The organism is Microbacterium meiriae, assembly GCF_040702565.1.
GTDB lineage: Bacteria > Actinomycetota > Actinomycetes > Actinomycetales > Microbacteriaceae > Microbacterium > Microbacterium meiriae.
Genome location: NZ_JBFBLJ010000002.1, coordinates 310,540 through 333,541, shown reverse-complemented (window position 1 = coordinate 333,541; position 23,002 = coordinate 310,540). Strand labels below are relative to the sequence as shown.

At 70.1% G+C, this 23,002-nt stretch carries 19 protein-coding genes; 12 read left to right on the top strand and 7 right to left on the bottom strand.

Annotated features, from left to right (window positions below):
• Nucleotides 1-123 precede the first annotated feature (123 nt).
• The 8 genes from AB0310_RS09000 to AB0310_RS08965 all read left to right on the top strand — a co-directional run bounded on the left by AB0310_RS09000 (nt 124) and on the right by AB0310_RS08965 (nt 7,875).
• A complete protein-coding gene (locus tag AB0310_RS09000; protein ID WP_366237062.1) occupies nt 124-840 on the top strand; it encodes a FadR/GntR family transcriptional regulator in 717 nt (238 codons plus the stop codon).
• A gap of 87 nt (nt 841-927) precedes the next feature.
• On the top strand, nt 928-2,175 hold the full coding sequence (locus AB0310_RS08995) for an ABC transporter substrate-binding protein (protein ID WP_268776953.1): 1,248 nt from the start codon (nt 928-930) through the stop codon (nt 2,173-2,175).
• A gap of 8 nt (nt 2,176-2,183) precedes the next feature.
• Entirely contained in the window at nt 2,184-3,137 is a 954-nt protein-coding gene (locus AB0310_RS08990) for a carbohydrate ABC transporter permease (RefSeq protein WP_280564493.1), read from the top strand.
• Complete coding sequence (locus AB0310_RS08985) at nt 3,134-3,988, top strand: carbohydrate ABC transporter permease (protein WP_187662635.1); 855 nt, start codon at nt 3,134-3,136, stop codon at nt 3,986-3,988. Before AB0310_RS08990 ends, AB0310_RS08985 begins: the two co-directional genes overlap by 4 nt.
• 42 nt (nt 3,989-4,030) lie before the next feature.
• The gene (locus AB0310_RS08980) at nt 4,031-5,116 is read left to right on the top strand and encodes a mandelate racemase/muconate lactonizing enzyme family protein (protein WP_315636562.1); all 1,086 of its coding nucleotides are present in this window, start codon (nt 4,031-4,033) and stop codon (nt 5,114-5,116) included.
• Nucleotides 5,117-5,130: 14 nt separating this feature from the next.
• The gene (locus AB0310_RS08975; protein WP_366237061.1) at nt 5,131-5,958 is read left to right on the top strand and encodes an SDR family oxidoreductase; all 828 of its coding nucleotides are present in this window, start codon (nt 5,131-5,133) and stop codon (nt 5,956-5,958) included.
• A complete protein-coding gene (locus AB0310_RS08970) occupies nt 5,952-6,863 on the top strand; it encodes a dihydrodipicolinate synthase family protein (RefSeq protein ID WP_259953796.1) in 912 nt (303 codons plus the stop codon). The genes AB0310_RS08975 and AB0310_RS08970 overlap by 7 nt, the downstream gene beginning before the upstream one ends.
• 28 nt (nt 6,864-6,891) lie before the next feature.
• On the top strand, nt 6,892-7,875 hold the full coding sequence (locus tag AB0310_RS08965; protein ID WP_187662631.1) for a LacI family DNA-binding transcriptional regulator: 984 nt from the start codon (nt 6,892-6,894) through the stop codon (nt 7,873-7,875).
• 10 nt (nt 7,876-7,885) lie between these two features.
• On the opposite strand, the gene AB0310_RS08960 is transcribed toward AB0310_RS08965, so the two are convergent.
• Nucleotides 7,886-8,413 (bottom strand): hypothetical protein, encoded by a 528-nt coding sequence (locus tag AB0310_RS08960; protein ID WP_366237060.1) that lies wholly within the window; start codon nt 8,411-8,413, stop codon nt 7,886-7,888.
• A gap of 201 nt (nt 8,414-8,614) precedes the next feature.
• Here AB0310_RS08960 and AB0310_RS08955 point away from each other — a divergent pair, with 201 nt between their 5' ends.
• Nucleotides 8,615-10,132, top strand: a complete 1,518-nt coding sequence (locus tag AB0310_RS08955; protein WP_366237059.1) for an FGGY-family carbohydrate kinase — start codon at nt 8,615-8,617, stop codon at nt 10,130-10,132.
• Entirely contained in the window at nt 10,129-11,763 is a 1,635-nt protein-coding gene (locus AB0310_RS08950) for a fucose isomerase (protein ID WP_366237058.1), read from the top strand. Before AB0310_RS08955 ends, AB0310_RS08950 begins: the two co-directional genes overlap by 4 nt.
• 13 nt (nt 11,764-11,776) lie before the next feature.
• Here the strand turns inward: AB0310_RS08950 and AB0310_RS08945 are convergent, their stop codons facing one another.
• Nucleotides 11,777-12,055 carry a hypothetical protein gene (locus tag AB0310_RS08945; RefSeq protein WP_060922290.1) on the bottom strand — a complete coding sequence of 93 codons (279 nt, stop codon included), beginning with the start codon at nt 12,053-12,055 and terminating at the stop codon, nt 11,777-11,779.
• 115 nt (nt 12,056-12,170) lie between these two features.
• Nucleotides 12,171-14,033 (bottom strand): heavy metal translocating P-type ATPase, encoded by a 1,863-nt coding sequence (locus AB0310_RS08940; protein ID WP_366237057.1) that lies wholly within the window; start codon nt 14,031-14,033, stop codon nt 12,171-12,173.
• Between the two features lie 189 nt (nt 14,034-14,222).
• On the opposite strand from AB0310_RS08940, the gene AB0310_RS08935 reads away from it, so the two are divergent.
• Nucleotides 14,223-15,101 (top strand): endo-beta-N-acetylglucosaminidase H, encoded by an 879-nt coding sequence (locus AB0310_RS08935; protein ID WP_366237056.1) that lies wholly within the window; start codon nt 14,223-14,225, stop codon nt 15,099-15,101.
• A 1-nt stretch (nt 15,102) separates the two neighbouring features.
• Here the strand turns inward: AB0310_RS08935 and AB0310_RS08930 are convergent, their stop codons facing one another.
• The 4 genes from AB0310_RS08930 to AB0310_RS08915 are packed head-to-tail and all read right to left on the bottom strand — an operon-like array spanning nt 15,103 to nt 21,459.
• Nucleotides 15,103-18,303 (bottom strand): GH92 family glycosyl hydrolase, encoded by a 3,201-nt coding sequence (locus AB0310_RS08930; RefSeq protein ID WP_268776963.1) that lies wholly within the window; start codon nt 18,301-18,303, stop codon nt 15,103-15,105.
• Nucleotides 18,300-19,232: a carbohydrate ABC transporter permease gene (locus AB0310_RS08925; RefSeq protein ID WP_197971856.1), complete on the bottom strand. Its 933-nt coding sequence runs from the start codon at nt 19,230-19,232 to the stop codon at nt 18,300-18,302. The genes AB0310_RS08930 and AB0310_RS08925 overlap by 4 nt, the downstream gene beginning before the upstream one ends.
• On the bottom strand, nt 19,229-20,116 hold the full coding sequence (locus AB0310_RS08920; protein WP_060922295.1) for a carbohydrate ABC transporter permease: 888 nt from the start codon (nt 20,114-20,116) through the stop codon (nt 19,229-19,231). The genes AB0310_RS08925 and AB0310_RS08920 overlap by 4 nt, the downstream gene beginning before the upstream one ends.
• Before the next feature lie 41 nt (nt 20,117-20,157).
• A complete protein-coding gene (locus AB0310_RS08915) occupies nt 20,158-21,459 on the bottom strand; it encodes an ABC transporter substrate-binding protein (RefSeq protein ID WP_366237055.1) in 1,302 nt (433 codons plus the stop codon).
• Nucleotides 21,460-21,637: 178 nt separating this feature from the next.
• Here AB0310_RS08915 and AB0310_RS08910 point away from each other — a divergent pair, with 178 nt between their 5' ends.
• A complete protein-coding gene (locus AB0310_RS08910) occupies nt 21,638-22,942 on the top strand; it encodes a glycoside hydrolase 5 family protein (protein WP_268776964.1) in 1,305 nt (434 codons plus the stop codon).
• Nucleotides 22,943-23,002 lie beyond the last annotated feature (60 nt).

Sequence of the window (23,002 nt, the reverse complement as noted above, 5' to 3'; positions counted from 1 at the left end):
ATGGGCTCGCTTTTACTTGTCCGACAAGTGAGCGCAGTCAGGAGCCTACTTGACGACACGCAGGGAAAGTGTCTAGGCTCAGGAGCGGAAATTCCGCCGATGTCGCGAAGGAGCGAACGGGACATGTCAGACAAGATCGAGATCACCGGGTCCGACTTGTCAGACGCGCTCGCTCGACGTCTGGCTCAGCACCTGCAGCGCTCCGGGCTGGAGATCGGCGACCCGCTGCCCACCGAGGCCGAACTCGGCGCCGTGCTGGAGGTGGGACGGCAGCGCATCCGCGAGGCCCTCAGCGTGCTCGAAGCGTTCGGCATCGTGGCCTCTCGGCAGGGCGCGCGCCGCGTGTGGCGCGGGTTCCGTGCCGCCGATCTCGCCACCCGCTGGATCGGCTTCGTCGACGACCCGGAGGCCGCCACCCGCGAGCTCCTGGAAGTGCGTCACGCGCTGGAGACTTCGCTGCTTCCCCTGGTCATCCCGCGCCTGCAGCCGAGCGACCTGACCCGCCTGCGTCTGCTCTCGGAGGAGATGGTGGAGCGAGCCCTGCGCAACGAGAGCTTCGCGGAGCTCGACCAGCAGTTCCACCGCGGGCTGCTCGCGCCGATGCGCAATGCGTTCATGGACCAGTTCCTGCAATCCTTCTGGGTCGTCTTCGCGGCCGCGCGACGGGAGGAGCCCGTGGAGGAGGACCCGGCCATCGCCGCGATGCACGGTCGCATCATCGACGCGATCGAGGCCGGCGACACCCGCCGAGCCGTCCACGAGCTCGACGCCCACTTCTACGGCGTCCGCAACCGCTACCCGGACATCGACTTCGGCACCACGGCCGCGCTGCCGGTCTGACCCCTCCCCGCACCGGCGCGTTCTGCCGCACCCGTTTTGAAATCGATTTCGCACCACCCTCATCTGATCGACGAAGGAGTACGCATCATGAGATCCACCCGATTCCTCCCCGGATTGGCCGTCCTCGGCGTGGTCGCCCTCACCGCCGGCTGCGCCGGAGGCGCCCCGACGGGCGAGGGCGACGGTCCCGTCGAGATCACCTACTGGCTCTGGCAGGACGACGCGACCGACCCCACCTGGACGGAGCTCGCGGACGAGTTCAACGACGCGCAGGACGAGGTGGAGGTCGTGCTGGAGACGATCCCCCTCGACCAGTACCAGAACCAGCTCGTGTCCTCTGCGATGAACGGCACCGGACCGGATGCCGCCCGCAGCAAGGACTGGTGGCTCGGGCAGTTCGCGCCGCAGGGCGCCATCGCCGACCTCACCCCGTACGTCGATGGCTGGGACGCCTCGGACGACGTCGTCGACTCGCTCTGGGCGACGGGGCAGCTGCCCGGCGAGGACGCCGTCTACATGCTGCCGCACCAGTACACGACGCTCTACCTCTACTACCGCGTGGACTACTTCGAGGAGCTCGGGCTCGAGGCGCCGCGCACCCAGCAGGACCTCCTCGACGCGGCGGCGGCCCTCACCGGCGACGGCCGGTACGGCATCGACGTTCGCGGCGGTGCGGGCGGACAGGACCAGTGGCTCGCATGGATGTACGCCGGCGGCGCGTCGGTCGTCGACGACTCCGGCGAGGTCGTCCTGGACGACGCGAAGGGCGTCGCGGTGAACGAGGACTACCTCAGCATCGTCACCGACCTGCAGGCCGCGCCCCCCGGATCGATCACGGCCGCCTTCGCCGACGTCAAGACGAACTTCGTCGAGGGTCTCACCGGCATGATGATCCACCACCCGGGTTCCCTGAAGGAGCTGCAGGGCGTCTTCGGCGACAAGCTCGGCGTCGTCCCGATCCCCACGGAGGACGGGAAGCCGGGCGCGACACTCGGCAGCATGAGCGGCAACGTCATCCTCGAGGGCTCCGACAAGAAGGACGCCGCGTGGACCTGGATCTCCTGGCTGAGCGAGGAGGCGCAGATGGAGAAGATCTCCACCTCGCCGCAGGGCCAGCTGCCCGTGCTCGAGTCGGTGATCGACACCGAGGCGTACTCGTCCGACCCGCAGCTCGCGGTCGCGGTCGACGCGATCCCCACCGCCAAGACCTGGCCGGCGCTGGAGGGGGTGGCGGAGCTCGCCGCCAAGGAGTGGAACCCGCTCATCCAGCAGGCGTTCCAGGGTGAGATCAGCAGCCAGGACGTGCTGACGAAGATGTCCGACGTGCTGCGCTGAGGACCGACATGGCAAGCTCCACTCTCACGGAAGCGGTCGTCACCGGCCGGCCGGCCCCGCGCCGGCCGGTGACCCGGCCCCGGCGACGCGCTCGCCGCGGGTCGGTCGCCCCGCTCGTCCTGCTCGCGCCGGCGATCGCGCTGGTCGCGGTCTTCGCCGGGTATCCGCTCGTCCGCTCGATCTGGTTCTCGTTCAACGACGTGAGCGTCTTCACCGGCGTGCTCGAGTTCGTCGGGTTCCAGAACTTCGCCAGTGTCATCGGCACGGCGGAGTTCCTGCCCACGCTCGGCCGCACGGCCATCTGGACGTTCGGCGCCGTCTCCCTCCAGCTGATCGGCGGGCTGTCGCTCGCGCTCATGCTGAACAACCGCTTCCCGCTGCGGGGCGTGTACCGCGGGCTGATCATGATCCCGTGGGCGACGCCCAGCGTCCTGGTCGCGCTGATGTGGAAGTGGATCCTCGATCCGAACAACGGCGTCCTCAATCAGTGGCTGCTGAACGCCGGGGTCATTGACGCCCCGATCGAGTTCCTGTCGCAGAACAGCACCGCGCTGCCGACCCTCGTGATGATCGACGTCTGGCAGGGCATCCCGCTCTTCGCGATCATGATCCTCGCGGCGCTGCAGAGCGTGTCCGGCGAGCTCAAGGAGTCCGCGCAGATCGACGGATGCGGGCCGGTCGGCGTGTTCCGTCACGTCGTGCTGCCCGCCATCCTCCCGACGATCCTCATCACGACGCTCCTGCGCCTGATCTGGACCTCGAACTACGTCGACCTCATCTTCATCCTCACCGGCGGCGGGCCGGGCACGTCCTCGACGACCCTGGCGCTCGAGTCGTATCTGACGACCTACAAGGCCAGCGACTTCGGTGCCGGCGCGGCGTACGCCGTCATCCAGGCCCTGTTCCTCGCCGTCTTCATCGCGCTCTACGTGCGCCTCACCCGGAAGGACACCACGCGATGAGTACGACGACCGTCCCCGTCCGCTTCGGCCGCTTCGCGGGAAGGACCGGCTTCGCGATCGCCCTCCTCGGCGTCCTCGCGATGGTGCTCGGGCCGTACATCGTCATGCTGCTGACGTCGCTCACGCCCCGGGATCAACTCGCCGGCGCCGGAGCGAACCTCATCCCCTCGGAGTTCACGACCGCCTCCTACGCCGAGCTGCTGTCGACCACGCCGTTCCTGACCTATCTGCGGAACAGCCTCACCGTCGCCGCGATCGCGGTCCCGGTGACCCTCGTCGTCTCCACCGGCGCCGCGATCGCGATGTCGCGGTTCGACTTCCGCGGCCGCGGGGCCGTCATGATCGGGCTGCTGCTCGCACAGATGTTCCCCGCCGTGCTGCTCGTGATCTCGCTGCAGGGGCAGCTCCGCGGGATGGGGCTGATGGACACGACGCTGGGCCTCGCACTGGTCCACGCCGCGTTCGCCACGCCGTTCGCCACCTGGCTGCTCAAGGGCTTCGCGGACTCGATCCCGCGCGAGATCGAGGAGGCCGGCCAGATCGACGGGGCCTCGTCCTGGCAGATCATCCGCATCCTGCTGCTGCCCCTGCTGCGGCCGGGGATGGTGGCGGCGGGAACCTACGCGTTCATCCTCACCTGGAACGAGTTCCTCTACGCCCTCACGTTCACCTCGCAGACGGCGACCCGCACCCTGCCGGTCGGCCTGCACCTGTTCATCGGCGAGTACCAGATCCGGTGGGATCTGCTCACCGCGGGCGGCGTGCTCTCGGTGCTCCCCGTCGTCGTCGGCTTCCTCCTCGTGCAGAAGCGCCTCGTCGCCGGACTCGCCGCCGGCGCCGTCAAGGGCTGACGCCCCCTCCGACCCCTCCTCGTCGTCCCGGAAGGACCACGCATGAAAATCGAATCGATCGACCTCCAGCTCTCCCGCATCCCCCTCCCCAAGGGGCCGTGGGGGGACCAGATCCATCGGGTGACCCACATCGAGATCATCCTCGCCGACATCACCACCGACACCGGCCTGGTCGGCACCGGGTTCAGCCACACCTCCGGCGTCGGCGGCCAGATGATGATGGCGGCGCTGCGCGAGCTCATCCCCACGCTCATCGGCCGTGAGGTCAATCCGCGAGCCGTCTGGCAGCACTCCTGGCAGCATCTCCGCGACAACGGCCCCGGCGGGACCACCACGCTCGCGCTCGCCGCGATCGACGTGGCGCTGTGGGATCTGCTGGGGCTGCACTACCAGCAGCCTCTCGCGAAGCTCCTCGGGCAGGTGCGCGACCGGGTCGCGCTGTACGGCAGCGGCATCAACCTCAACCTGTCCGCCGAGGAGGTCGTCGAGCAGGTCAAGGAGTGGAAGGCCGACGGGTACGCCGCCGGGAAGGTCAAGGTCGGCAAGCCGGACCTCGAGGAGGACGTCTACCGGCTCACCAAGATCCGCGAGGCCGTCGGCGAGTACCCGCTCATGGTCGACGCCAACCAGGGATGGACCTACGGAGAGGCGGTCCGGGCGGTCACCCGGTTCCGCGACCTCAACCTGTACTGGGTCGAGGAGCCGCTGCGCGTGGACGACGTCGCCTCGCACGCCCGCCTCCGGGCGCGCTCTCCGATCCCGATCGGCCTGGGCGAGAACGTCTACACGCTCCAGCAGTTCAACCAGTACCTCCTCGCCGACGCGTGCGACTTCATCCAGGCCGACGTCGGTCGTGTCGGCGGCATCACGCCCTACATGGACATCGCCGCCCTGGGCCGGGCGTACAACGCCCCCATGACGCCGCACTTCGTGATGGAGCTCACGGCCAACGTGCTCTGCGCGGTGCCCAATGCCCTGTTCGGCGAGATGACGGACGGCGGCACGCTCACCGACCTGGGCGTCATCGTGCCGCAGCGGCCGCAGAACGGGTTCTTCGTCCCGACCGGAGCGCCGGGGAACGGCCTGGAGTACGACCGCGAGAACCTCGCGCGGCACGCGGTGAGCTGAGGGAGACGAACGACATGACGGACATCTTCGACCTCACCGACCGCATCATCCTCGTCACCGGCGGCCTCGGCCAGATCGGCTCGGCCTTCGTCCGCGAGCTGCACGGGCGCAGTGCCCGGGTGGCCGTGGTATCGCGCACCGTCGACGCCGCGCGCCTGCAGGAGACGTTCCCCGAGATCGCCGACAGCCCGCGCCTCCTCGGCGTCTCCGTGGACATCGTCTCGAAGGGCAGCGTCGAGGCCGGCCTCGATGCGATCGTCGATGCGTGGGGTGCGGCGCCGGACGGCGTGATCAACAACGCGGGACTGGACACCCAGCCGAGCGCGCCGCCCGAGGTCTCCGGCCCGTTCGAGGACTTCCCCCTCGACGTGTTCCGGGAGGTGGTCGACGTGAACCTCGTCGGCACCTTCCTCGTGACGCAGGCGGCCGGTGCCCGGATGCGCGCCGTCGGAAAGCCGGGCTCGATCATCAACGTCGGCTCGATCTACGGGATGGTGTCCCCGGTGCAGGACATCTACGCCTACAAGGAGGAACAGACCGGGGTGCCGTTCGTGAAGCCGGTGGCGTACTCGGCGGCGAAGTCGGGGCTCTACAACCTCACGCGCTACTGCGCGACGTACTGGGGGCGGCAGGGGATCCGGGTCAACACCCTCACTCCGTCCGGCGTCGGCCGAGACACGCAGGACGCGACCTTCCAGCAGAACTACACAACGCGCATCCCGATCGGGCGGATGGCGGAGGCGACCGACTTCAACGGTGCCGCGGTCTTCCTGCTCTCCGATGCCTCGCGCTACATGACCGGAGCGAACCTCGTCGTGGACGGGGGGTGGACGGCATGGTGACCACCGCGGCGGACCTCGGGGTGTTGATGGCGGCGATCGCCACGCCCTACGACGCGGAGGGGGCGGTCGACACCGGGCTGCTCTCGACGCTCATCGGGGACTACGTGGCGCGCGGGGTCGAGGGGATCTACTGCTGCGGGTCGTCGGGGGAGGGCCTCCTCCTGTCGGCGGACGAGCGGACCGCGGTGGTGGAGACCGCGGTGAGCGCCGCGGAAGGGCGGATACCCGTCGTCGCCCACGTCGGCGCGCTGTCCACGAGGGAGGCCATCGAGCTCGCGCGACGGGCGCAGCAGGCTGGCGCATCCGCGCTCTCGATGATCCCGCCGATCTACTACTCGTTCGGCATCGAGGCCGTCCTCGACCATTACCGCGCGGTGCTGGACGCCGTGGATCTGCCCCTCATCGTCTACAACATCCCGCAGTTCACCGGGACGGAGTTCACGGTCGAGACAGCCGGCGAGCTCCTGGACGACGATCGGGTGATCGGACTCAAGCAGACCGCGCACAACATGTACGCCCTGGAGCGCATGAAGACGGCTTTCCCCGACAAGGCCTACATCAACGGCTTCGACGAGGTGTTCGTGCCGGCGCTCGCCGCCGGCGCCCGCGGGACCATCGGCACGACCGTCGGGCTGCAGGTCGAGCTCTTCCAGGCGGCGCGTCGCCTCCTCGACGTCGGCGACCTGGCCGGAGCGCAGCGGGTGCAGAGCCGGATCAACCATGTCATCGCCGAGCTGGTCGCGATCGACGTCTTCCCTGCGGCGAAGTACCTCTCCGGTCGCAGCGCGGGTGGCGCCGGAGCACTGGGCGACTGCCGTCGTCCGTTCCGACCGCTCTCGGACGCGGCTCGGGCCCGGCTCGATGCTCTCGGGGTGACTCTCGATCGATTCCTCGCGGAGGTCTGAGGGCTGAAACCGGTTACAGTGGGTGCCCATGGCCACGATCTACGACGTCGCGCGGCGGGCCGGCGTCTCGCCGGCCACGGTCTCACGCGTCTTCAACGGCACGAGCGTGTCGGAGGAGAAGGCGGCGGCCGTGCGGGCGGCGGCGGAGGAGCTCCGATTCACGCCGAACCGGACGGCGCGCACGCTGCGGACCCAGAGCTCCGAGGTCATCGCCCTGGTGATCCCGGACATCGAGAACCCGTACTTCACCGAGATGGCGCGTGGGGTGGAGGACGCGGCGTCCGAGGCGGGGTACTCCGTCGTGCTCTGCAACTCCGACGCCCAGGTCGAGAAGGAGGCGACGTACCTCCGGATCGCGATCGCCGAGAACATGTCGGGGGTGATCATCGCGACGGCGGATGAGCACTCGGATCTCGCGCCGGTGCGGGCGACGGGGCGGCCCGTGGTCGCCGTGGACCGTCGCACGGCCGCCGACATCGACGGCGTGGTGATGGCCAACCGGGAGGCGGGAGCCGCAGCGACGCAGAGCCTGCTCGACGCCGGGTATCGCCGCATCGCGTACATCGGGGGGCCCGCGCACATCGACACCGCGGCCGAGCGGGCGGAAGGTTGGCGGGGAGCCCTCTCGGCGATGGATCCCCATCACGAGCTGTCCTCGCTGCAGCGTTTCGCGACGTTCCGCGTCGACGGCGGGCGTGCGGCCATGGAGGAACTCCTCGCGCTGCCGGAGCCGCCGGACGCGGTCGTCGCCGGGAACAACCTCATCGGCGTCGGCGCGATCCAGGTCCTCACGGAGCGCGGCCTCACCCCTCCGGAACTCGGTGTCGCGGTGATCGGATCGCTGCCCTTCACGACGCTGTCTCCCTCCGCTGTGACCGTCGTGCGGTTGCCGGCGCGGCACATGGGCGTGACGGCGGCGCGGATGCTGCTCGAACGGATCAGGGGAGACGTGCAGCCGGCTCGGACGGTCGTCCTCTCCGGCGAGGTGCAGCGCGCGACCGCACGCGCCTGACCGCAGGTCGCTACTGGGAGCGCCAGAACCGCGCTGCGAGGTTCGTCATCTCCTTGTCGAGATCGTCGACCTTCACCTCCAATCGGTCGAGGCGGTGATCGAGGCCGTCGAGTCGTGCGGTCGTCTCGCCGCGGAGCCCGATCATCTCGCCACGCAGCCCGATCATCGCTCCCTGCAGCGCACCCATCGCCGCGCGCAGCGCTCCGATCTCGCTCATCATCACTCCGTGCAGCGCTGCCAGCGCCGCGTGCAGCCCACCGGTTTCGTTCGTCATCTCGATGCGGAGGGTGGCGATCTCGCCGGTCATTTCGGTGCGGAGGCCGGCGATCTCGGTGGTCATGTCGGTGCGGAGGCCGGCGATCTCGGTGGTCATGTCGGTGCGGAGCCTGCCGATCTCGCCGGTCATCTCTCCCCGCAGTCCGCCGATCTCCGCACGGAGCACGCGACCGAACTGCGTCGTCATGAGGGTCATGCCGCCGAGCATCGTCGTCACGAAGATGCCGATCAGCGTCCATACCTGCGGGTCGTCCAAGGGCATGCCTCCAGTCTCGATCGGAGGGGTCAGGATGTCACGGTATTCCGGTGCTGAACCGGCGTTTTCCCGGTCAGGAGCGGGGATGGTGGAATCTTCGGAGATCGGCCATCGCGGTGTAGGAGCGGTCAACTCTTGCGCCCTGAAATCGATTTCGCGTAGCCTGGGTCCAGGTCGGCACGGCCCGTCGGTATCGAAGGAGAGACCATGCGCTGCACCCTCGGGGTGGACATCGGCACGTCCAGCAGCAAGGGCGTCCTCGTGGACCCCGCCGGCACGATCCTCGCGACTGCGACCCGCGCGCACGACGTCTCCCGTCCGCAGTCCGGATGGGTCGAGATGGACGGCCGGATCTGGTGGGACGAGTTCGTCGAGCTGGCCACGGACCTTCTCTCCGCGGTCCCCGACGCGGACGTCGTGGGGGTCGGAGTGAGCGGCATGGGCCCGTGCATCCTGCTCGCCGACGAGGACGACGAGCCCGTGCGCCCCGCGATCCTCTACGGCGTGGACACCCGTTCCACCGCGCAGATCGAGCGCATGACGGCGGAGCTCGGCGTCGAGGAGATCACCCGCGTGGGCGGTTCGACCCTCACGTCGCAGGCCGGCGGGCCCAAGATCGCCTGGGTCGCCGAGGAGGAACCGGAGACCTGGCAGCGCGCGCGGCGGCTCTACATGCCCGCCTCCTGGTTGGCTCGCAAGCTCACCGGTGCCTACGTCCTCGACCACCAGTCCGCCAGCCAGGTCTCGCCGTTGTACGACATCGAGGGCGGGCAGTGGCACGAGCCCTGGTGGCAGCGGTACGCCGGGACGGTCGAGCAGCCGCCGCTGCGCTGGGCGGGGGAGATCGCGGGCACCGTGACCGTCGCTGCGGCGGCCCTGGCCGGCCTGCCCGAGGGAACGCCGGTCATCACCGGCACGATCGACGCCTGGACCGAGGCGGTGAGTGTCGGCGCCCATGAGGTCGGCGACCTCATGCTGATGTACGGTACGACGATGTTCCTCGTCGCGACCGGGGAGCAGACCCTCCGCACGCCCTCGATGTGGACGACGGCCGGCGCCTTCGCGGGCACGCGCAACCTCGCCGGCGGGCTGTCCACATCCGGAGCGCTCACCGCGTGGCTGAAGGACCTCTCCGGTACCGACTACCCGGCGCTGCTGGCCGAGGCGGAGGAGTCGGGGCCCGGCGCGAACGGCCTGCTGATGCTGCCGTACTTCGCCGGCGAGCGCACCCCGATCCAGGATCCGGATGCCCGCGGGGTCATCGCCGGGCTCACCCTCCGGCACACCCGAGGAGACCTCTACCGCGCCGCCCTCGAGGCCACCGCGCTGGGCGTGCGCCACAACGTCGAGACCATGCGCGCCGCCGGCGCCGATATCCGCCGCATCGTGGCGGTCGGCGGTGGCACGCAGGGGCGGCTGTGGCTGCAGATCGTCTCGGACATCACCGGGCTCGTGCAGGAGGTGCCGCAGACCACGATCGGCGCGAGCTACGGCGCGGCCTTCCTCGCGGCGACGGCTACGGCCGCCGAGGGTGCCGCGCCCGCCATCACCGACTGGAACCCCATCGCCGACACCGTCCGCCCGGACGAGGCTCTGCGGCCCTTCGCCGACGCCCTCTTCGACCGCTACGTGCGGCTGTACGACGGCTCGAAGGACGTCGTCCACGAACTCGCCGCCGCCCAGCGCGACGGATCCCCGACCACCTCGACCCCGGAGAACTCATGACCGCTTACACGCTGCCCACCCCGGCGCCCCGTCCTGCCACGGCGCCGAAGACCGCCTACCTGATCGCGTCCGGCGATCTCCGTGAGTCGGCCAACACGGCCGGCTGGCCCACCCAGGTCGAGCTCGAAGCCGGGGTCACCGGCGTGCTGAACGACCTCGGCTGGACGGTCATCCGCGCCAACGAGGTCGACCCGGAGACCGGCCACGGATTCATCTCCAGCCAGCGCATGGGTCTCGAGGTCTTCAAGAACATCCCCGTCGACGCACCGCTCATCGTCGCCGAGGCCGTCTGGCAGTACTCGCACCACGTGCTCGCGGGCCTCCGCACGCACGAGGGTCCGATCCTCACGGTGGCGAACTTCGCGGGCGACTGGCCCGGCCTCGTCGGCCTCCTCGGCCTCAACGCGGGCCTGACGAAGATGGACAAGCCGTACGCGACGATCTGGTCGGTCGACTTCACCGACGACTGGTTCCGCGACGGCATCCGGGAGTGGACCGAGACCGGCGCCATCACCCACGATGCCTCCCACGTGCGTCCGCTCCCCGCGCTGCCCGACAGCCCGGAGAAGCAGCTCGGCGAGGCCCTGGCCGCGGAACTGCGCGCCGAGAAGGCCATCATCGGCGTCTTCGACGAGGGCTGCATGGGAATGTACAACGCCATCTTCGACGACGAGCTCCTCAACCAGACCGGCATCTACAAGGAGCGCCTGTCGCAGTCGGCGCTCTACGCGGAGATGCTGAACGTGACCGACGAGGAGGCCGACGCCGCGTACGACTGGCTGATCGAGCGGGGGATGACGTTCCGCTACGGCGAGGACGCCGCGACCGAGCTCACCCGTGAGCAGGTGCAGTGGCAGCTGAAGATGTACATCGCCGCGCTCCGCATCGCGGACGACTTCGGGCTCGACGCGGTCGGCATCCAGTACCAGCAGGGGTTGAAGGACCTCGTTCCGGCCTCGGACCTGGCGGAGGGCATCCTCAACTCCACCGAGCGCCCGCCGGTGACCTCGCGCGACGGCTCCCGCGTGCTGCACGAGGGGCGCGCGTTCCCGCACTTCAACGAGGCCGACGAGGGCGTCGCCGTCGATGCCCTCGTGACCGACCGCGTCTGGAGCGCGATGGGTCTCGTGCCCGACAACACCCTCCACGACGTCCGCTGGGGCGAGGACCACGACGGGCAGTTCGTGTGGGTGTACGAGATCTCCGGCTCGGTGCCGGCCTCCCACCTCGGCGGCTGGCAGAACGCGGAGGGCTGGCGCCAGGGGCACGTGTTCTTCCCTGCGGGCGGCGCCACGATCAACGGCGTCTCGAAGCCCGGCGAGGTCGTGCTCTCGCGGGTGTTCATCGCCGAGGGGGTCCTGCAGGCGGACATCTTCCGGGCGTCGGTCGTCGAGCTGCCGGCGGAGGAGACGCAGCGCCGGAAGGACGCCACGAACCCGGAGTGGCCGATCGCCCACGTGGTGCTGCACGGCATCTCGCGCGACCAGTTCATGGCACGGCACAAGGCGAACCACGCGCAGCTCGTCTACGCCCCCGACGCCGAGACCGCGGACAAGGCGCTGATCGCGAAGGCCGCGATGTTCGACGGCATGGGCATCAAGGTCAACCTCGTCGGCGACGTGGCGATCTGAGGCCGCGGGACGGTCACTGCGAGCGCCAGAACCGCGTCGCGAGGTTCGTGAGCTCCCTGTCGAGATCGTCGACCTTCGTCTCGATGCGTCCGAGCCGGGCGTCGAGGCCGTCGATCCGTGCGGAGAGGGTGCCGTCGATGCGATCGATCCGTGCGGAGAGCGTGCCGTCGATGCGGTCCACCTCCGCACGGATCACGCGGCTGAGCTGCGACGTCATGAGTGTCATGCCGCCGAGCATCACGGCGGCGAAGACGCCGATCAGTGTCCATACCTGCGGGTCGTCCACGGTCATGCCTCCAGTCTGAGTCCGGGGTCTCAGGCTGTCACGGTATTCCGCAGGGGCAGGGCCGCGAACACGGGACCTGTGGACGGGAGAAGCGGTACCGGGGTCGGTGCAGGAGCAGCCCTCAGGGGGAGGGGCGGAGGTCGCTCGGCGGGCCGCTCAGCGCGCGCAGGGCGTAGAGGATCGTCGCGAGGTCGACGAGCTCCTGCACCAGTGCGCCGATTACCGCGGGGATGACGCCGGTCATTGCCACGACCATCAGCCCCACGCTCAGACCGATCCCGATCCAGATCGCGGTGAGGGCCACGCGGAGGGTGTGCCGTCCGATCGCGACGGCGTCGACGACCTTGGCGAGCGAATCCACGAGGATGACGACGTCGGCGGCGTCCCCGGCGGCCGTCGCCCCCTTCGCGCCCATCGCGATGCCGATGTCGGCCGCCGCCAGCACCGGCGCGTCGTTGACACCGTCGCCGACCATCAGCACGGGCCGTGGCTGCATCTCGGCCGCCAGACGCACCTTCTCGGGAGGCAGCAGCTCGGCGTGGATCTCGTCGATCCCGACCTGCCGTCCGATCGACTCCGCCGTGGTGGCCACATCCCCGGTCAACATCGCGAGCCGGTCGACCTCGTGCGTCCGCATCCAGGAGACCACGGCGGGCGCCTCCGGGCGGGCGGCGTCGGCGAGCACGAGGGCCCCTGCGAACCGACCGTCCACGGCGACGTACGCGGCGGCCTGTCCCGGTGCGAGCTCCACCCGCACGGTGTCGGGGGCGAGGGAGGCCACGTAGGCCGGCTTGCCGACGACGACCGAACGGCCGCCGATCGTCGCGGACACCCCGTTCGTCGCGGTCTCGCTCGCCTCCGTCGCCGCGTGCAGGGCCAGGCCCCGTGCGGCGGCGGCGCGACGGATGCCGTCGGCGAGCACGTGCGACGAGTACTGCTCGGCGGAGGCGGCGAGTCGCAGGATCTCATCCGCATCGAAGCCCTGTGCCGGCCGCACGTCGATGAGCTCCGGCCTCCCCTGGGTGAGCGTCCCGGTCTTGTCGAACGCCGCAGAGCGCACGCGCGCGATCTGCTCGATGACCGCGCCGCTCTTCATGATGACGCCCGACTTCGCCGCCCGGGAGAGCCCGCCGAGGAAGGCCACCGGGGCGGCGATCAGCAGCGGGCAGGGCGTCGCCAGCACGAGCACCTCGGCGAACCGAGTCGCGTCGCCGGAGAGTGCCCACGCCGTCCCCGCGAGCACGAGCGCGACGGCGGTGAACGGAATCGCGAACCGGTCGGCGAGACGAACGATGGGAGCGTGGGAGGACTCGGCCTGGGCGACCAGGGCGACGATCTGCTGATACTGACTGTCGGCGCCGGTGCGGAGGGCGCGGAGGCGGATGGCCCGGCTGCCGTTGATCGCGCCCGACAGCACCTCGTCGCCCGCACCGCGCGTCACGGGCAGACTTTCGCCCGTGAGCGACGATTCGTCGAACGACGCGCTGTCCGTGAGCAGTTCACCGTCCACGGGGATGATCTCCGCCGGGCGCACGAGAAGCACGTCGCCCACGGCCACATCGTCGACCGGCGCCTCCCTCGCCGCGTCCGAGTCCGCGTCCTCGGGATGCGTCAGCACATGGGCGCTGCGGGGCGAGCGATCCAGCAGTGCGGAGAGGTCGCGCTTCGCCCGGCGGCCCGCGAAGTCCTCCAGCGCCTCACCGCCGGAGAGCATCAGGACGATGATGAGCGCCGCGATGTATTCGCCCACCGCGAGCGTCGCGACCATGGCGACGACGGCGAGGATGTCGAGTCCGACGTGGCCGCGGAGCACGTCGCGCACCATGCCGATGAGGGTCCAGACCACCACCGCAGCCACGAAGACCGTGGCGACCCACCGGCCGATGGTCTCCTCCCCGGCGGCGTGCAGCCCTCCGACCACGGCGAAGACGATGACCGTCAGGGTGATGACCGGGTAACGCCAGAGGAGTGGGAGGGCGCGCATGCGTCCAGCATCGTCGGAATCGGTGCGCACCGCCAGCATCCCCTTCCGACACCTGTGCTTAAGCGATATAGTCGGCCGCGAGTCGCGACGTCGCGGCCCGATCTCGACAACGACGCCGAAGGAGAAGACACCGTCATGAGTTCCTCACCCGCACGATCGTCCCGCCTGAGAAGAGGTGTCGCGGCAGCAGTGGCGATCGCTGCCGCCGGAGCCGCCGCCCTCGCCGCCTCGACGGCGGCCGTCGCCGATACCGATGCCGTCGACCCGCAGCTCGCCGTCTACGTCGAGGTCAACTCGAACGATTTAGCGAACGTCGCGGACTACACGCTCGCCGAGTCGGGCCGCCCCGCCGTCGATCTGGCCATGATCTTCGCCGCGAACATCAACTACGACGGGGAGCGGGCGGTCCTCCACCTCAACCAGCGGGTCACCGAGACGCTGCAGGACGCGCAGAACCAGATCCGCCCGCTGCAGGCCCAGGGCACCAAGGTCCTCCTGTCGGTGCTCGGAAACCACCAGGGCGCCGGCTTCGCGAACTTCACCTCGTACGCGGAAGCCGACGCCTTCGCCGCGCAGCTCGCCGACACCGTCACCACCTACGGCCTGGACGGCGTCGATTTCGACGACGAGTGGAGCAACTACGGGGCGAACGGCACGCCGCAGCCGAACCCGCAGTCCTTCGGCTGGCTCGCCTCCGCGCTGCGCGATCGCCTGGGACCGGACAAGCTCATCACGTTGTATGCGATCGGCCCGTCCTACACGACCACGGACTTCGGCCTCTTCGACGCCGGCAGCGTGCTCGATCACGCCTGGAACCCGTACTACCCGACCTACGACGCTCCCACCGTGCCGGGCCTGGACGACCGCGGCCGGCTCGGCGCCGCGGCGATCGACCTCGCGAACACCAGCGCCACGACGGCCGCCGACTTCGCCCAGCGCACGGTGGCGGACGGGTACGGCGTCTACGTCGCGTACAACCTCACCGCGACGGATCAGTCAGCCTACCTCTCCGGCATCACCCAGGCGCTGAAGGGGGAGGCGACTCTGTACCGCGCAGCGTCGCGGTGAGTCAGCCCAGGTCGAAGAGCTCGACCTGACGGAGCGTGACCTCGGCCTCCGCGCGCACGCGGACGGCCGAGGTCACGACCGGCGTCTCCAGAGTGAACGGCACCGTCCGGTCGGGAGCCAGGTCTTCGCGGTGTCTGGTGGCGAGGGGATGCCAGGCTCCATCGGCACCCTCCATCTCCCAGCGCAGCGCATCGGCCGCTGCGGGCCCGAGGCTCGTGACGGTGATGTCGGTGAGGCCGCGGGGTGAGGGGAATCGCCAGCCCACCCACGAGCCTTCCGGCAGCCGGACGCCCGCGTCGCCCTGCGGGTCGCCGTCGTCGAACAGCCGTGGCGCATCGAGGACATCCGCGGAGGCGACGATCTCTCCCGCGTCGGCGGTGAGGTCGCACCGCCACGGCTCGGCGTCGAGTGCGTCCTCACCGCTCTCGAGCGCCCGCGCCGGGTCCGTGCCGAACACCAGGTCGAGCACCGCGTCCCCCCGAAGCGCGTCGATCGGCAGATCGGCGGTGGGGAGAGGGCGTCCGTCCAGCCGGGCGTCCTCCAGCACGTGCGCGGCGGGGGAGCTCCGTCGCGAGCGGATGCGCAGCGACGAGCCGTCCCCGCGTGCGACCCGGATGTCGTCGGACAGCGGGGACCCGATCCGCAGAGTCCCCGCCGCGAGTTCCAGGGGATAGAGGCCGAGCGCGGCCCAGAGCCACCAGGCGCTCATCTCTCCGTTGTCCTCGTCGCCGGGGAACCCCTGGCCGATGTGGGCACCGGCGAAGAGGCGGCGCGCGAGGCCGTGCACGAGGCCCGCGCTGTGCCACGGCCGGTCCGTGAAGGCGTACATGAAGGGGATGTGGTGCGCCGGCTGATTCGACAGCGCGCACATGCCCGACCGCTGGGCGCGGGCTTCGCGCTGCTCGTGGATGACGGTGCCGTACGCACCGCCGAAGCGCTCGTCGGCGGTCTCGGGCTCGGCGAAGAGGGCGTCGAGGTGCCGACCGAGTCCCGCAGGGCCGCCGTGGAGCGCCGCGAGGCCCGGCCCGTCGTGCACCGTGCCCACGGACATCCCCCAGGCGTTCGTCTCGACGTTGTCGCCGCCCCAGACGCGAGGATCGAAATCCGGTGCGAAGGACCCGTCCGCCGTGCGACCGCGGAAGAATCCGGAGGCAGGATCGAACAGGGCGCGCGCCGCGCGGGAGCGGTTCGCGAAGTACCGTGCGAAGGCCCGGTAGCGCGCGGCGCCGTCCGCCGCCGTCGACGCCGCGAGCTGGGCGGCGAACCGGCCGAGGGCGGCATCGCTCACGGCGTTCTCGATGCTCCAGCTCATCCCCTCCGGCACGTCGGACGGGATGAAGCCGAGGAAGCGACCGCGGCCGATGCCCTTGCGACCCCGTCGCGGATCCGGGCCCGGCTCGCACGCGTCGCGCCACCCGCTCTCGAACGCCGCCTCGCGGTCGAAGGGCACTCCCCATCGCGCGGCGTCGGCGAAGATCTGGTCGCTGGAGGTCCCGACCATGCTGTCCACATACCCGGGGGCGCTCCACCGCGCCATCCAGCCGCCGCGGCGATACTGCATGAGCTGTCCGTCCAGCAGGCGTCCGGCCAGCGCGGGGTCGAGGAGCGCGAGCGCGGGCCACTCGGTGCGGTACGTGTCCCAATAGCCGTTGTTGACGACGAGCTCGCCTTCCGCGACCGGCGCCCCCGTTGCCGACTCGCCGAAGGCGGTCCGCGGGGCGAACACGTCGGCGAAACGCCACGCCGGTACCTCCGCGGTGCCCGTGTTCTCCGCCGCCGTGTTCGGATACAGATGCATACGGTGGAGCGCGGCGGCGATCCGGGCGCGCTGCTCCTCGTCGGCCAGGCCGCGGAACGGGCGCTCGGCCTCGGGGAGCGGGGGGATCGTCACGCGCCCGAGCAGGCGGTTCCACGCGGCGGCCGCGCGGGCGCGGAGCTCGTCGAACGGGACGGCGGGAGGTGCCTCGAGGGCGAGGCTGTGCCGGGCCTGCGCGACGGAGAGGAACGAGACCCCGACCCGCACCTCGACAGCGCCCACGGCGCGGACGAAGCCCGCGACCCGGGGACGCGCGTCGTCCTCCAGCGCGCCGTGCGCGACGTCCGATGCGCTGTGCACGGTCCCGGCGAAGTAGCAGCGCGGCGCGTTCCCCCAGTCTTCTGGGCCCTCGGGGATCCACCCCTCGAAGCCGGTGTCGGTGAAGGTGAGCAGCCCCTCGTTCGTGAGCTGATCGATCACGAAACCCACGGCGGCGCGCGGATCGTCGCACCGCACGCGGAAGGCCGCGGCATGCGATGTCGCGGTCATCTCGACATGCACGCCGTCGCCGAGGTCGGCGGTGTACTCGTGCGGGCGGGCGCGTTCGCTTCCCTCGACGATCCACCGGCGTCGAGCCTCCCTGGCCGACCGCGGTGTGCCGAGGAACGGCATGAGCTGAAGAACCGCGCGATCGCCGATCCACGGGCTGGGCTGGTGCGAGAACTGCAGGGCTTCGAGACGCCGCCCCTGCGGATCGTCGTGCACGAACGGACGGTAGGGCCAGCGTGCGTCCGCGGCGTCGGTCGCCGGCGTGACGAAGGTGAACCCGTGCGGCACGGCGACAGCCGGGACCGTGTTCCCGCGGGAGAAGCGGGGGCCGGAATGGGAGCCGCGCCGGGTGTCGACCCGCTCGACGGGTGGGAGATCGTCGGGGGCAGGGCGCTCCTCGACGCGGACCTGGACGAAGCCGCTAACCTCGGCGGGCACATCCGGCGTGCTCGCCAGCTCGGCCGTGCCGAAGACGAGCTCGACCGTGCCCGTCCCGGTGCCGAGGGGTGCGAGCGCGACGCTGTCGGCGTTCCACTGCTCGGGCATGCTCCACCGCGCGGCGAACTGCCCCTCGGCCGTGAGGGGGAAGTCGTAGCGGTCGCGGACGGCGGCGATGTCGCTCAGCCGGCTGCCGTCGGCGGTCCGCACGTCGACGGTGACCGCGAGCGCGACCCAGGGGGCGAGGGTCGCGGCGGGGCCGTCGGCGTAGAAGGCCCAGTGCAGCACGGTGTCCGGGGTGAGGGCGATGCCGTCGAGGCCGGGGACGTCGATCCGCTGCGCCCCGCGGGAGGGGTCGAACGTGTAGGCGTAGACGGGGCCGGGGAGCACCCCGGCGTGCGGGCGCGACGACGGAGGATCCGCGGGACCGGAGGCCGGGCGGAGCAGCGGCGCGCTCACCCCTTCAGCGCACCCTCCTGCACGCCCTTGAAGAAGAAGCGCTGCGTGAACGAGAACATGATGACGATCGGCACGAGCGCGATCATGGTGCCGGCGGCGATGAGTCGTGGATCGACCGAGAAGCTGCTGTTGAGGTAGGCCATGCCGACGGTCAGGGTGTACTTGGCCGGGTCGGAGAGCACGATGAGCGGCCAGAGGTAGTCGTCCCACGCGCCGATGAAGGCGAAGATCGCCACGACCGAGACCATGCCGCGGATGTTCGGCCACACGATGTGCCGGATGCGCTGCCACGTGGTCGCACCGTCGACGGTGGCCGCGTCGAGCACGTCCTTCGGGATCATCCGGCACGCGGTGGCGACGAGCAGCACGTTCATGGCGCTGATCGCTCCGGGCAGGAACACGCCCCACAGGGTGTCGGCGAGCCCGAGAGCGCGGATGGTGAGGAAGTTGCTCGTCACGGTGACCTCGCCGGGGAACAGCAGCGTGGACAGCAGGATGCCCATGACGACCCACTTGCCGCGGAAGCGCATGCAGCCCAGGGCGTAGCCGGCGAACGTGGCCAGGATCACGTTGCTGAGCACGGTGCCGAGCGAGACGAGCAGCGAGTGCCAGGCGTAGAGGTAGACGGGGACGATGTCGGCGACCCTCGTGTAGTTCTGCAGCGTCGGATCGCGGGGGATGAGCTCGGGCGGGAAGGAGTAGATGTTCTCCTGCGGTCCCTTGAACGATGTGGAGAGCTGCCAGACGAACGGTCCGATGACGAGGAAGAGGACGAACAGCAGCAGCGCGTACCGTCCGATGAGTCCGCCGAGCGTGGGCTTGCTGAAGTCGCCGGAGCCGCGGCGGCGGAAGATGCGCTCGCGACCGGGCCGCGGAGCCTCCTCCGCAGGCGGGGTGCTCTCCACCGGGGGCGTCGTCAGAGTCGTCATGCGGAGACCTTCGCCTTCTTCTCGCGGTTCATGAACGCGATCGCCGCGAGCGGCACGAGCGTGAGGAGGAACAGCGCCACGCTGATCGCGGACGCGTAGCCGATGTTGCCGTTCAGGCCCGACCCCACCTGGCGGATGAGCATCACGAGCGACATGTCGTAGCCGCCGGGGCCGCCCGTGCTCTTGGAGAGCACGTCGAGCTCGGCGAACACCCGCATGGCGGACACCGCGATGAGCACGGCGATGAGGAGCATCGCCCCGCGCACCGACGGGATCGTGACGGAGAGGAAGCGGCGGAACGAGCTCGCACCGTCGAGCATCGCGGCCTCGTGCAGCTCCTTGCCCACGTTCCCCAGGGCGGCGAGGTACACCACCATGTAGTAGCCCAGGCCCTTCCACACGGTCAGCAGGATCGCGCAGCCGAGCAGCAGCCAGCGGTCGACGAGGAAGGCCATCGGCTGGTCGATGAGGCCGAGGAACTCCAGGGTCTGGTTGATGATGCCCCGGCTGTCGAACAGCCACGTCCAGATGAGCGCGACCACGACGACCGACGCGATCACGGGGAAGTAGAACGTGGTGCGGAAGAACGAGATGCCGGGGAGCTTCTTCTGCACGAGGAGGGCGAGGAGCAGCGGGAGGACCGTGAGCAGCGGCACGCACACGACCACATAGATGAGGCAGGTGGTGAGCGCGTTCCAGAACATCTCGTCGCCGAACATGCGCTCGTAGTTGGCGCCGCCGACGAACTCGGGGGTCCGCAGGGGGCGAGCATCCGTGAAGCTGAGGACGACGGTGTTGAGGAACGGCCAGAGCGCGAACACCAGCACCCAGATCACGGCGGGGGCGAGGAGCAGCCACGGGGTGAACCACTTGTGGGATCTCATCCTCGACCTCCGCTGCCGGGTGCCGGTGTCCGCGCGCATGGTCACTGGTCCACGCGGTTCGCGTTGGCGTACTCGACGATCTTGTCGAGCTGCGTCTTGGCGTCGGCCTCGCCGTTCACGGCCAGGGCGATCTGCTGGGTCATGTAGGTGGCCATGTCCGAGGTCCACTGGAACGGCAGGGCCTTGGCGTCCTTCATCGCGCCGAACACGGTGTCGATCGCCGCGAGCTGCTTCTCGTCGGTGACCGATGAGGCGATGTTCTCGACGACCTGGTCGCCGCCGTCGGCCGTGCCGGGGGCGGTGCCGACCGCGAGGGAGGAGAATGCGACCTGGTTCTCCTCGTTCGTGGCGAACTCGGCGAACGCGAGAGCCGCTTCCTTGTTGTCGGAGTCGGCGGAGACGTTGAGGCCCTGGACGTAGAGCGGGGCGACGCCGAGGCGCGGGGTGGCGACGGTGTTCTCCAGGAGCGCCGGGGCGTCCTTCTGCAGATCGGTCGTGAACCCGGTGCCGCCGGTGGTGAAGGCGACCTTCTCCTGGATGTAGGCCTCCGCGTTCCCGCCGTAGTCGCCGGTGAGTGCTTCGGCGGGCATCGCGCCCGCGGCGTAGGCGTCGGCGTACTGCTCGATGATCGCGGCCGCCTCGTCGGTGTTGAAGTCGAACTCGCCCTCGTCGTTGATGACCTCCATGCCGGCGGCGGTGAAGGTGTCCAGCGCCGGGATCGAGGAGAGGAGCTGGACCTTGCCGCCGGACTCCGTGGCGACGTCCTTCGCGAGCGTGAGCAGCTCGTCGACCGTCGTCGGCAGGTTCTCCTCGGTGACGCCGTACGGGGCGAGCTGGGCGAGGTTCCACCAGGACGCGTCGCTGGAGAGGTACCAGGGAAGGCCGTATGTGCCCTCGACGCCGGGGTACTGGCTGTAGGCGTCCCAGGCGCCGGCGTTGTAGGTCGACTTCAGGTCGGGATCCGCGGTGTCCAGGTCGACGAGCTTCCCGGCGGCGACGAGCGGGTAGGCGATGTCCGGCGGCAGGTTCAGCACGTCGGGGAGGGTGTCGGCGTTCGCCTGGCTCAGGATCTTCTCCTGGTAGCCGTCGCCGGGCTGGTCGAGCCACTCCACGGTCACGTCCGGGTGCTCCTCCTCGAAGGCCGCGATGAGGTCTTCGAAGTAGGGGGTGAACTTCTCGTTCTTCAGTGACCAGGTCTGGAACTGGATGGTTCCGCTGAGCTCGCCGGAGGTGTCGATGGGGCCGGCGCCGTCCGAGGCGGCACCGCCTCCGGTGCAGCTCACGAGCGCCATGGCGCCGATCGTGAAGGTTGCCAGAGCGACAATGCGTGCGGGAACTTTCATCGTGCTTCTTCCTCGAGGCGGGCGATTCGGCGTGGTCCGACGAAGGGACTACAGCGCTTTAGCAGATGAAACCATCGGATCCGGTCGGTGTCAAGGTGGGCGCTATCGACGCTGTTGCTCAAGCGTTATAGTGGTGCGACATGTCCTCGTGGGAGGGCACGGTCCGAAAGGTGCACACATGACGCAGCGCGGCGCTCTCGACGCTCCTCTCCGTTTCGGGGCGAACTACACGCCGTCGAAGGACTGGATGCACTCCTGGCTCGACTTCACGCCGGACGACGTGCGTCGCGACTTCGCGGCCCTCGCCGCGCTCGGCCTCGACCATGTGCGGGTGTTCCCGCTCTGGACCGTCCTGCAGCCCAACCGCACCCTCATCCGCTCGAAGGCGATCGACGACGTGCGCACCATGGTCGACATCGCCGCCGAGTTCGGGATGGACGTGAGCGTCGACGTCATCCAGGGGCACCTGTCGAGCTTCGACTTCGTCCCTTCGTGGCTGTACACCTGGCACGACCGGAACATGTTCACCGATCCGACGGCCCTCGACGGTCAGGTGCAGCTCGTGGAGCGGCTCGCCGGTGCCCTGCGGGACGCCCCGAACTTCCTCGGGCTCACGCTCGGCAACGAGACGAATCAGTTCTCCGCGCACACCCACCCCTCGCCGTGGCCGGTCACGACCGACGAGGCGGGCGGCTGGATCGAGGCGCTGCTCGCCGCGGCGGAACGGGGCGCCCCGGGGCTGCCGCACGTGCACAGCGAGTACGACGCGGTCTGGTACATGGACGACCACGGGTTCACGCCGGCGCATGCCTCCCGGCTCGGCGCGATGACGACCATCCACTCCTGGATCTTCAACGGCACGGCGCAGCGCTACGGAGGTCGCTCGATCGCCGCCGACCGCCACGCGGAGTACCTCATCGAGCTCTCCCGCGCGTTCGCGACCGATCCCGACCGTCCGATCTGGCTACAGGAGGTCGGCGCCCCCTCGAACTGCCTCGACGAGAGCGAGATGCCCGGCTTCCTCGAGGCCACCGTGCGTTCGGCCCTCCGCACCGAGAACCTCTGGGGAGTGACGTGGTGGTGCTCGCACGACGTGAGTCGGGAGCTCGCCGACTTCCCGGAGCTGGAGTACTCCCTGGGGCTCATCGATCAGGAGGGGGCGGCGAAGCCCCTCGGCCGCCGGTTCGCGGACCTCATCCCCGAGCTGCGCACCCGCACCGCGGCTCCGGCCCGCCCGACGGCGATCGTGGTGGACGTCGACGAGCAGGAGGTGCCGGTGAGCCGGGCGGCCCTGAGCCCCGGCGGTGCGGTCTTCCAGGCCTGGGTCGACGCCTGCGCCGCGGGCGAAGACCCCGCCCTGGTGACCTCCCGCACCGCGCAGGACCCCGCGGCGCTGGAGTCGCGCGGCATCCGCCGTCTCATCCACCCCGCCCCGCCCGCGTCCGACGTCACCCGCTACGCCTCCGTCAACACCGTCGTCTGACGCCGAGACCCCGGGTTGTCGTCGAGACCCCGGGGTACGCGCGGCGATAGCCCGGGGTGT

Excerpts from the sequence above, each read along its gene's own strand:
- AB0310_RS08960 (WP_366237060.1), bottom strand. The coding sequence starts at position 8,413 with ATGCCCTTGGACGACCCGCAGGTATGGACGCTGATCGGCATCTTCGTG.
- AB0310_RS08915 (WP_366237055.1), bottom strand. The coding sequence starts at position 21,459 with ATGAAAGTTCCCGCACGCATTGTCGCTCTGGCAACCTTCACGATCGGC.
- AB0310_RS08945 (WP_060922290.1), bottom strand. The coding sequence starts at position 12,055 with ATGACCGTGGACGACCCGCAGGTATGGACACTGATCGGCGTCTTCGCC.
- AB0310_RS08940 (WP_366237057.1), bottom strand. The coding sequence starts at position 14,033 with ATGCGCGCCCTCCCACTCCTCTGGCGTTACCCGGTCATCACCCTGACG.
- AB0310_RS08980 (WP_315636562.1), top strand. The coding sequence starts at position 4,031 with ATGAAAATCGAATCGATCGACCTCCAGCTCTCCCGCATCCCCCTCCCC.
- AB0310_RS08955 (WP_366237059.1), top strand. The coding sequence starts at position 8,615 with ATGCGCTGCACCCTCGGGGTGGACATCGGCACGTCCAGCAGCAAGGGC.
- AB0310_RS08965 (WP_187662631.1), top strand. The coding sequence starts at position 6,892 with ATGGCCACGATCTACGACGTCGCGCGGCGGGCCGGCGTCTCGCCGGCC.
- AB0310_RS08970 (WP_259953796.1), top strand. The coding sequence starts at position 5,952 with ATGGTGACCACCGCGGCGGACCTCGGGGTGTTGATGGCGGCGATCGCC.
- AB0310_RS08920 (WP_060922295.1), bottom strand. The coding sequence starts at position 20,116 with ATGAGATCCCACAAGTGGTTCACCCCGTGGCTGCTCCTCGCCCCCGCC.
- AB0310_RS08975 (WP_366237061.1), top strand. The coding sequence starts at position 5,131 with ATGACGGACATCTTCGACCTCACCGACCGCATCATCCTCGTCACCGGC.
- AB0310_RS08950 (WP_366237058.1), top strand. The coding sequence starts at position 10,129 with ATGACCGCTTACACGCTGCCCACCCCGGCGCCCCGTCCTGCCACGGCG.
- AB0310_RS08995 (WP_268776953.1), top strand. The coding sequence starts at position 928 with ATGAGATCCACCCGATTCCTCCCCGGATTGGCCGTCCTCGGCGTGGTC.
- AB0310_RS08925 (WP_197971856.1), bottom strand. The coding sequence starts at position 19,232 with ATGACGACTCTGACGACGCCCCCGGTGGAGAGCACCCCGCCTGCGGAG.
- AB0310_RS08990 (WP_280564493.1), top strand. The coding sequence starts at position 2,184 with ATGGCAAGCTCCACTCTCACGGAAGCGGTCGTCACCGGCCGGCCGGCC.
- AB0310_RS08985 (WP_187662635.1), top strand. The coding sequence starts at position 3,134 with ATGAGTACGACGACCGTCCCCGTCCGCTTCGGCCGCTTCGCGGGAAGG.
- AB0310_RS09000 (WP_366237062.1), top strand. The coding sequence starts at position 124 with ATGTCAGACAAGATCGAGATCACCGGGTCCGACTTGTCAGACGCGCTC.
- AB0310_RS08910 (WP_268776964.1), top strand. The coding sequence starts at position 21,638 with ATGACGCAGCGCGGCGCTCTCGACGCTCCTCTCCGTTTCGGGGCGAAC.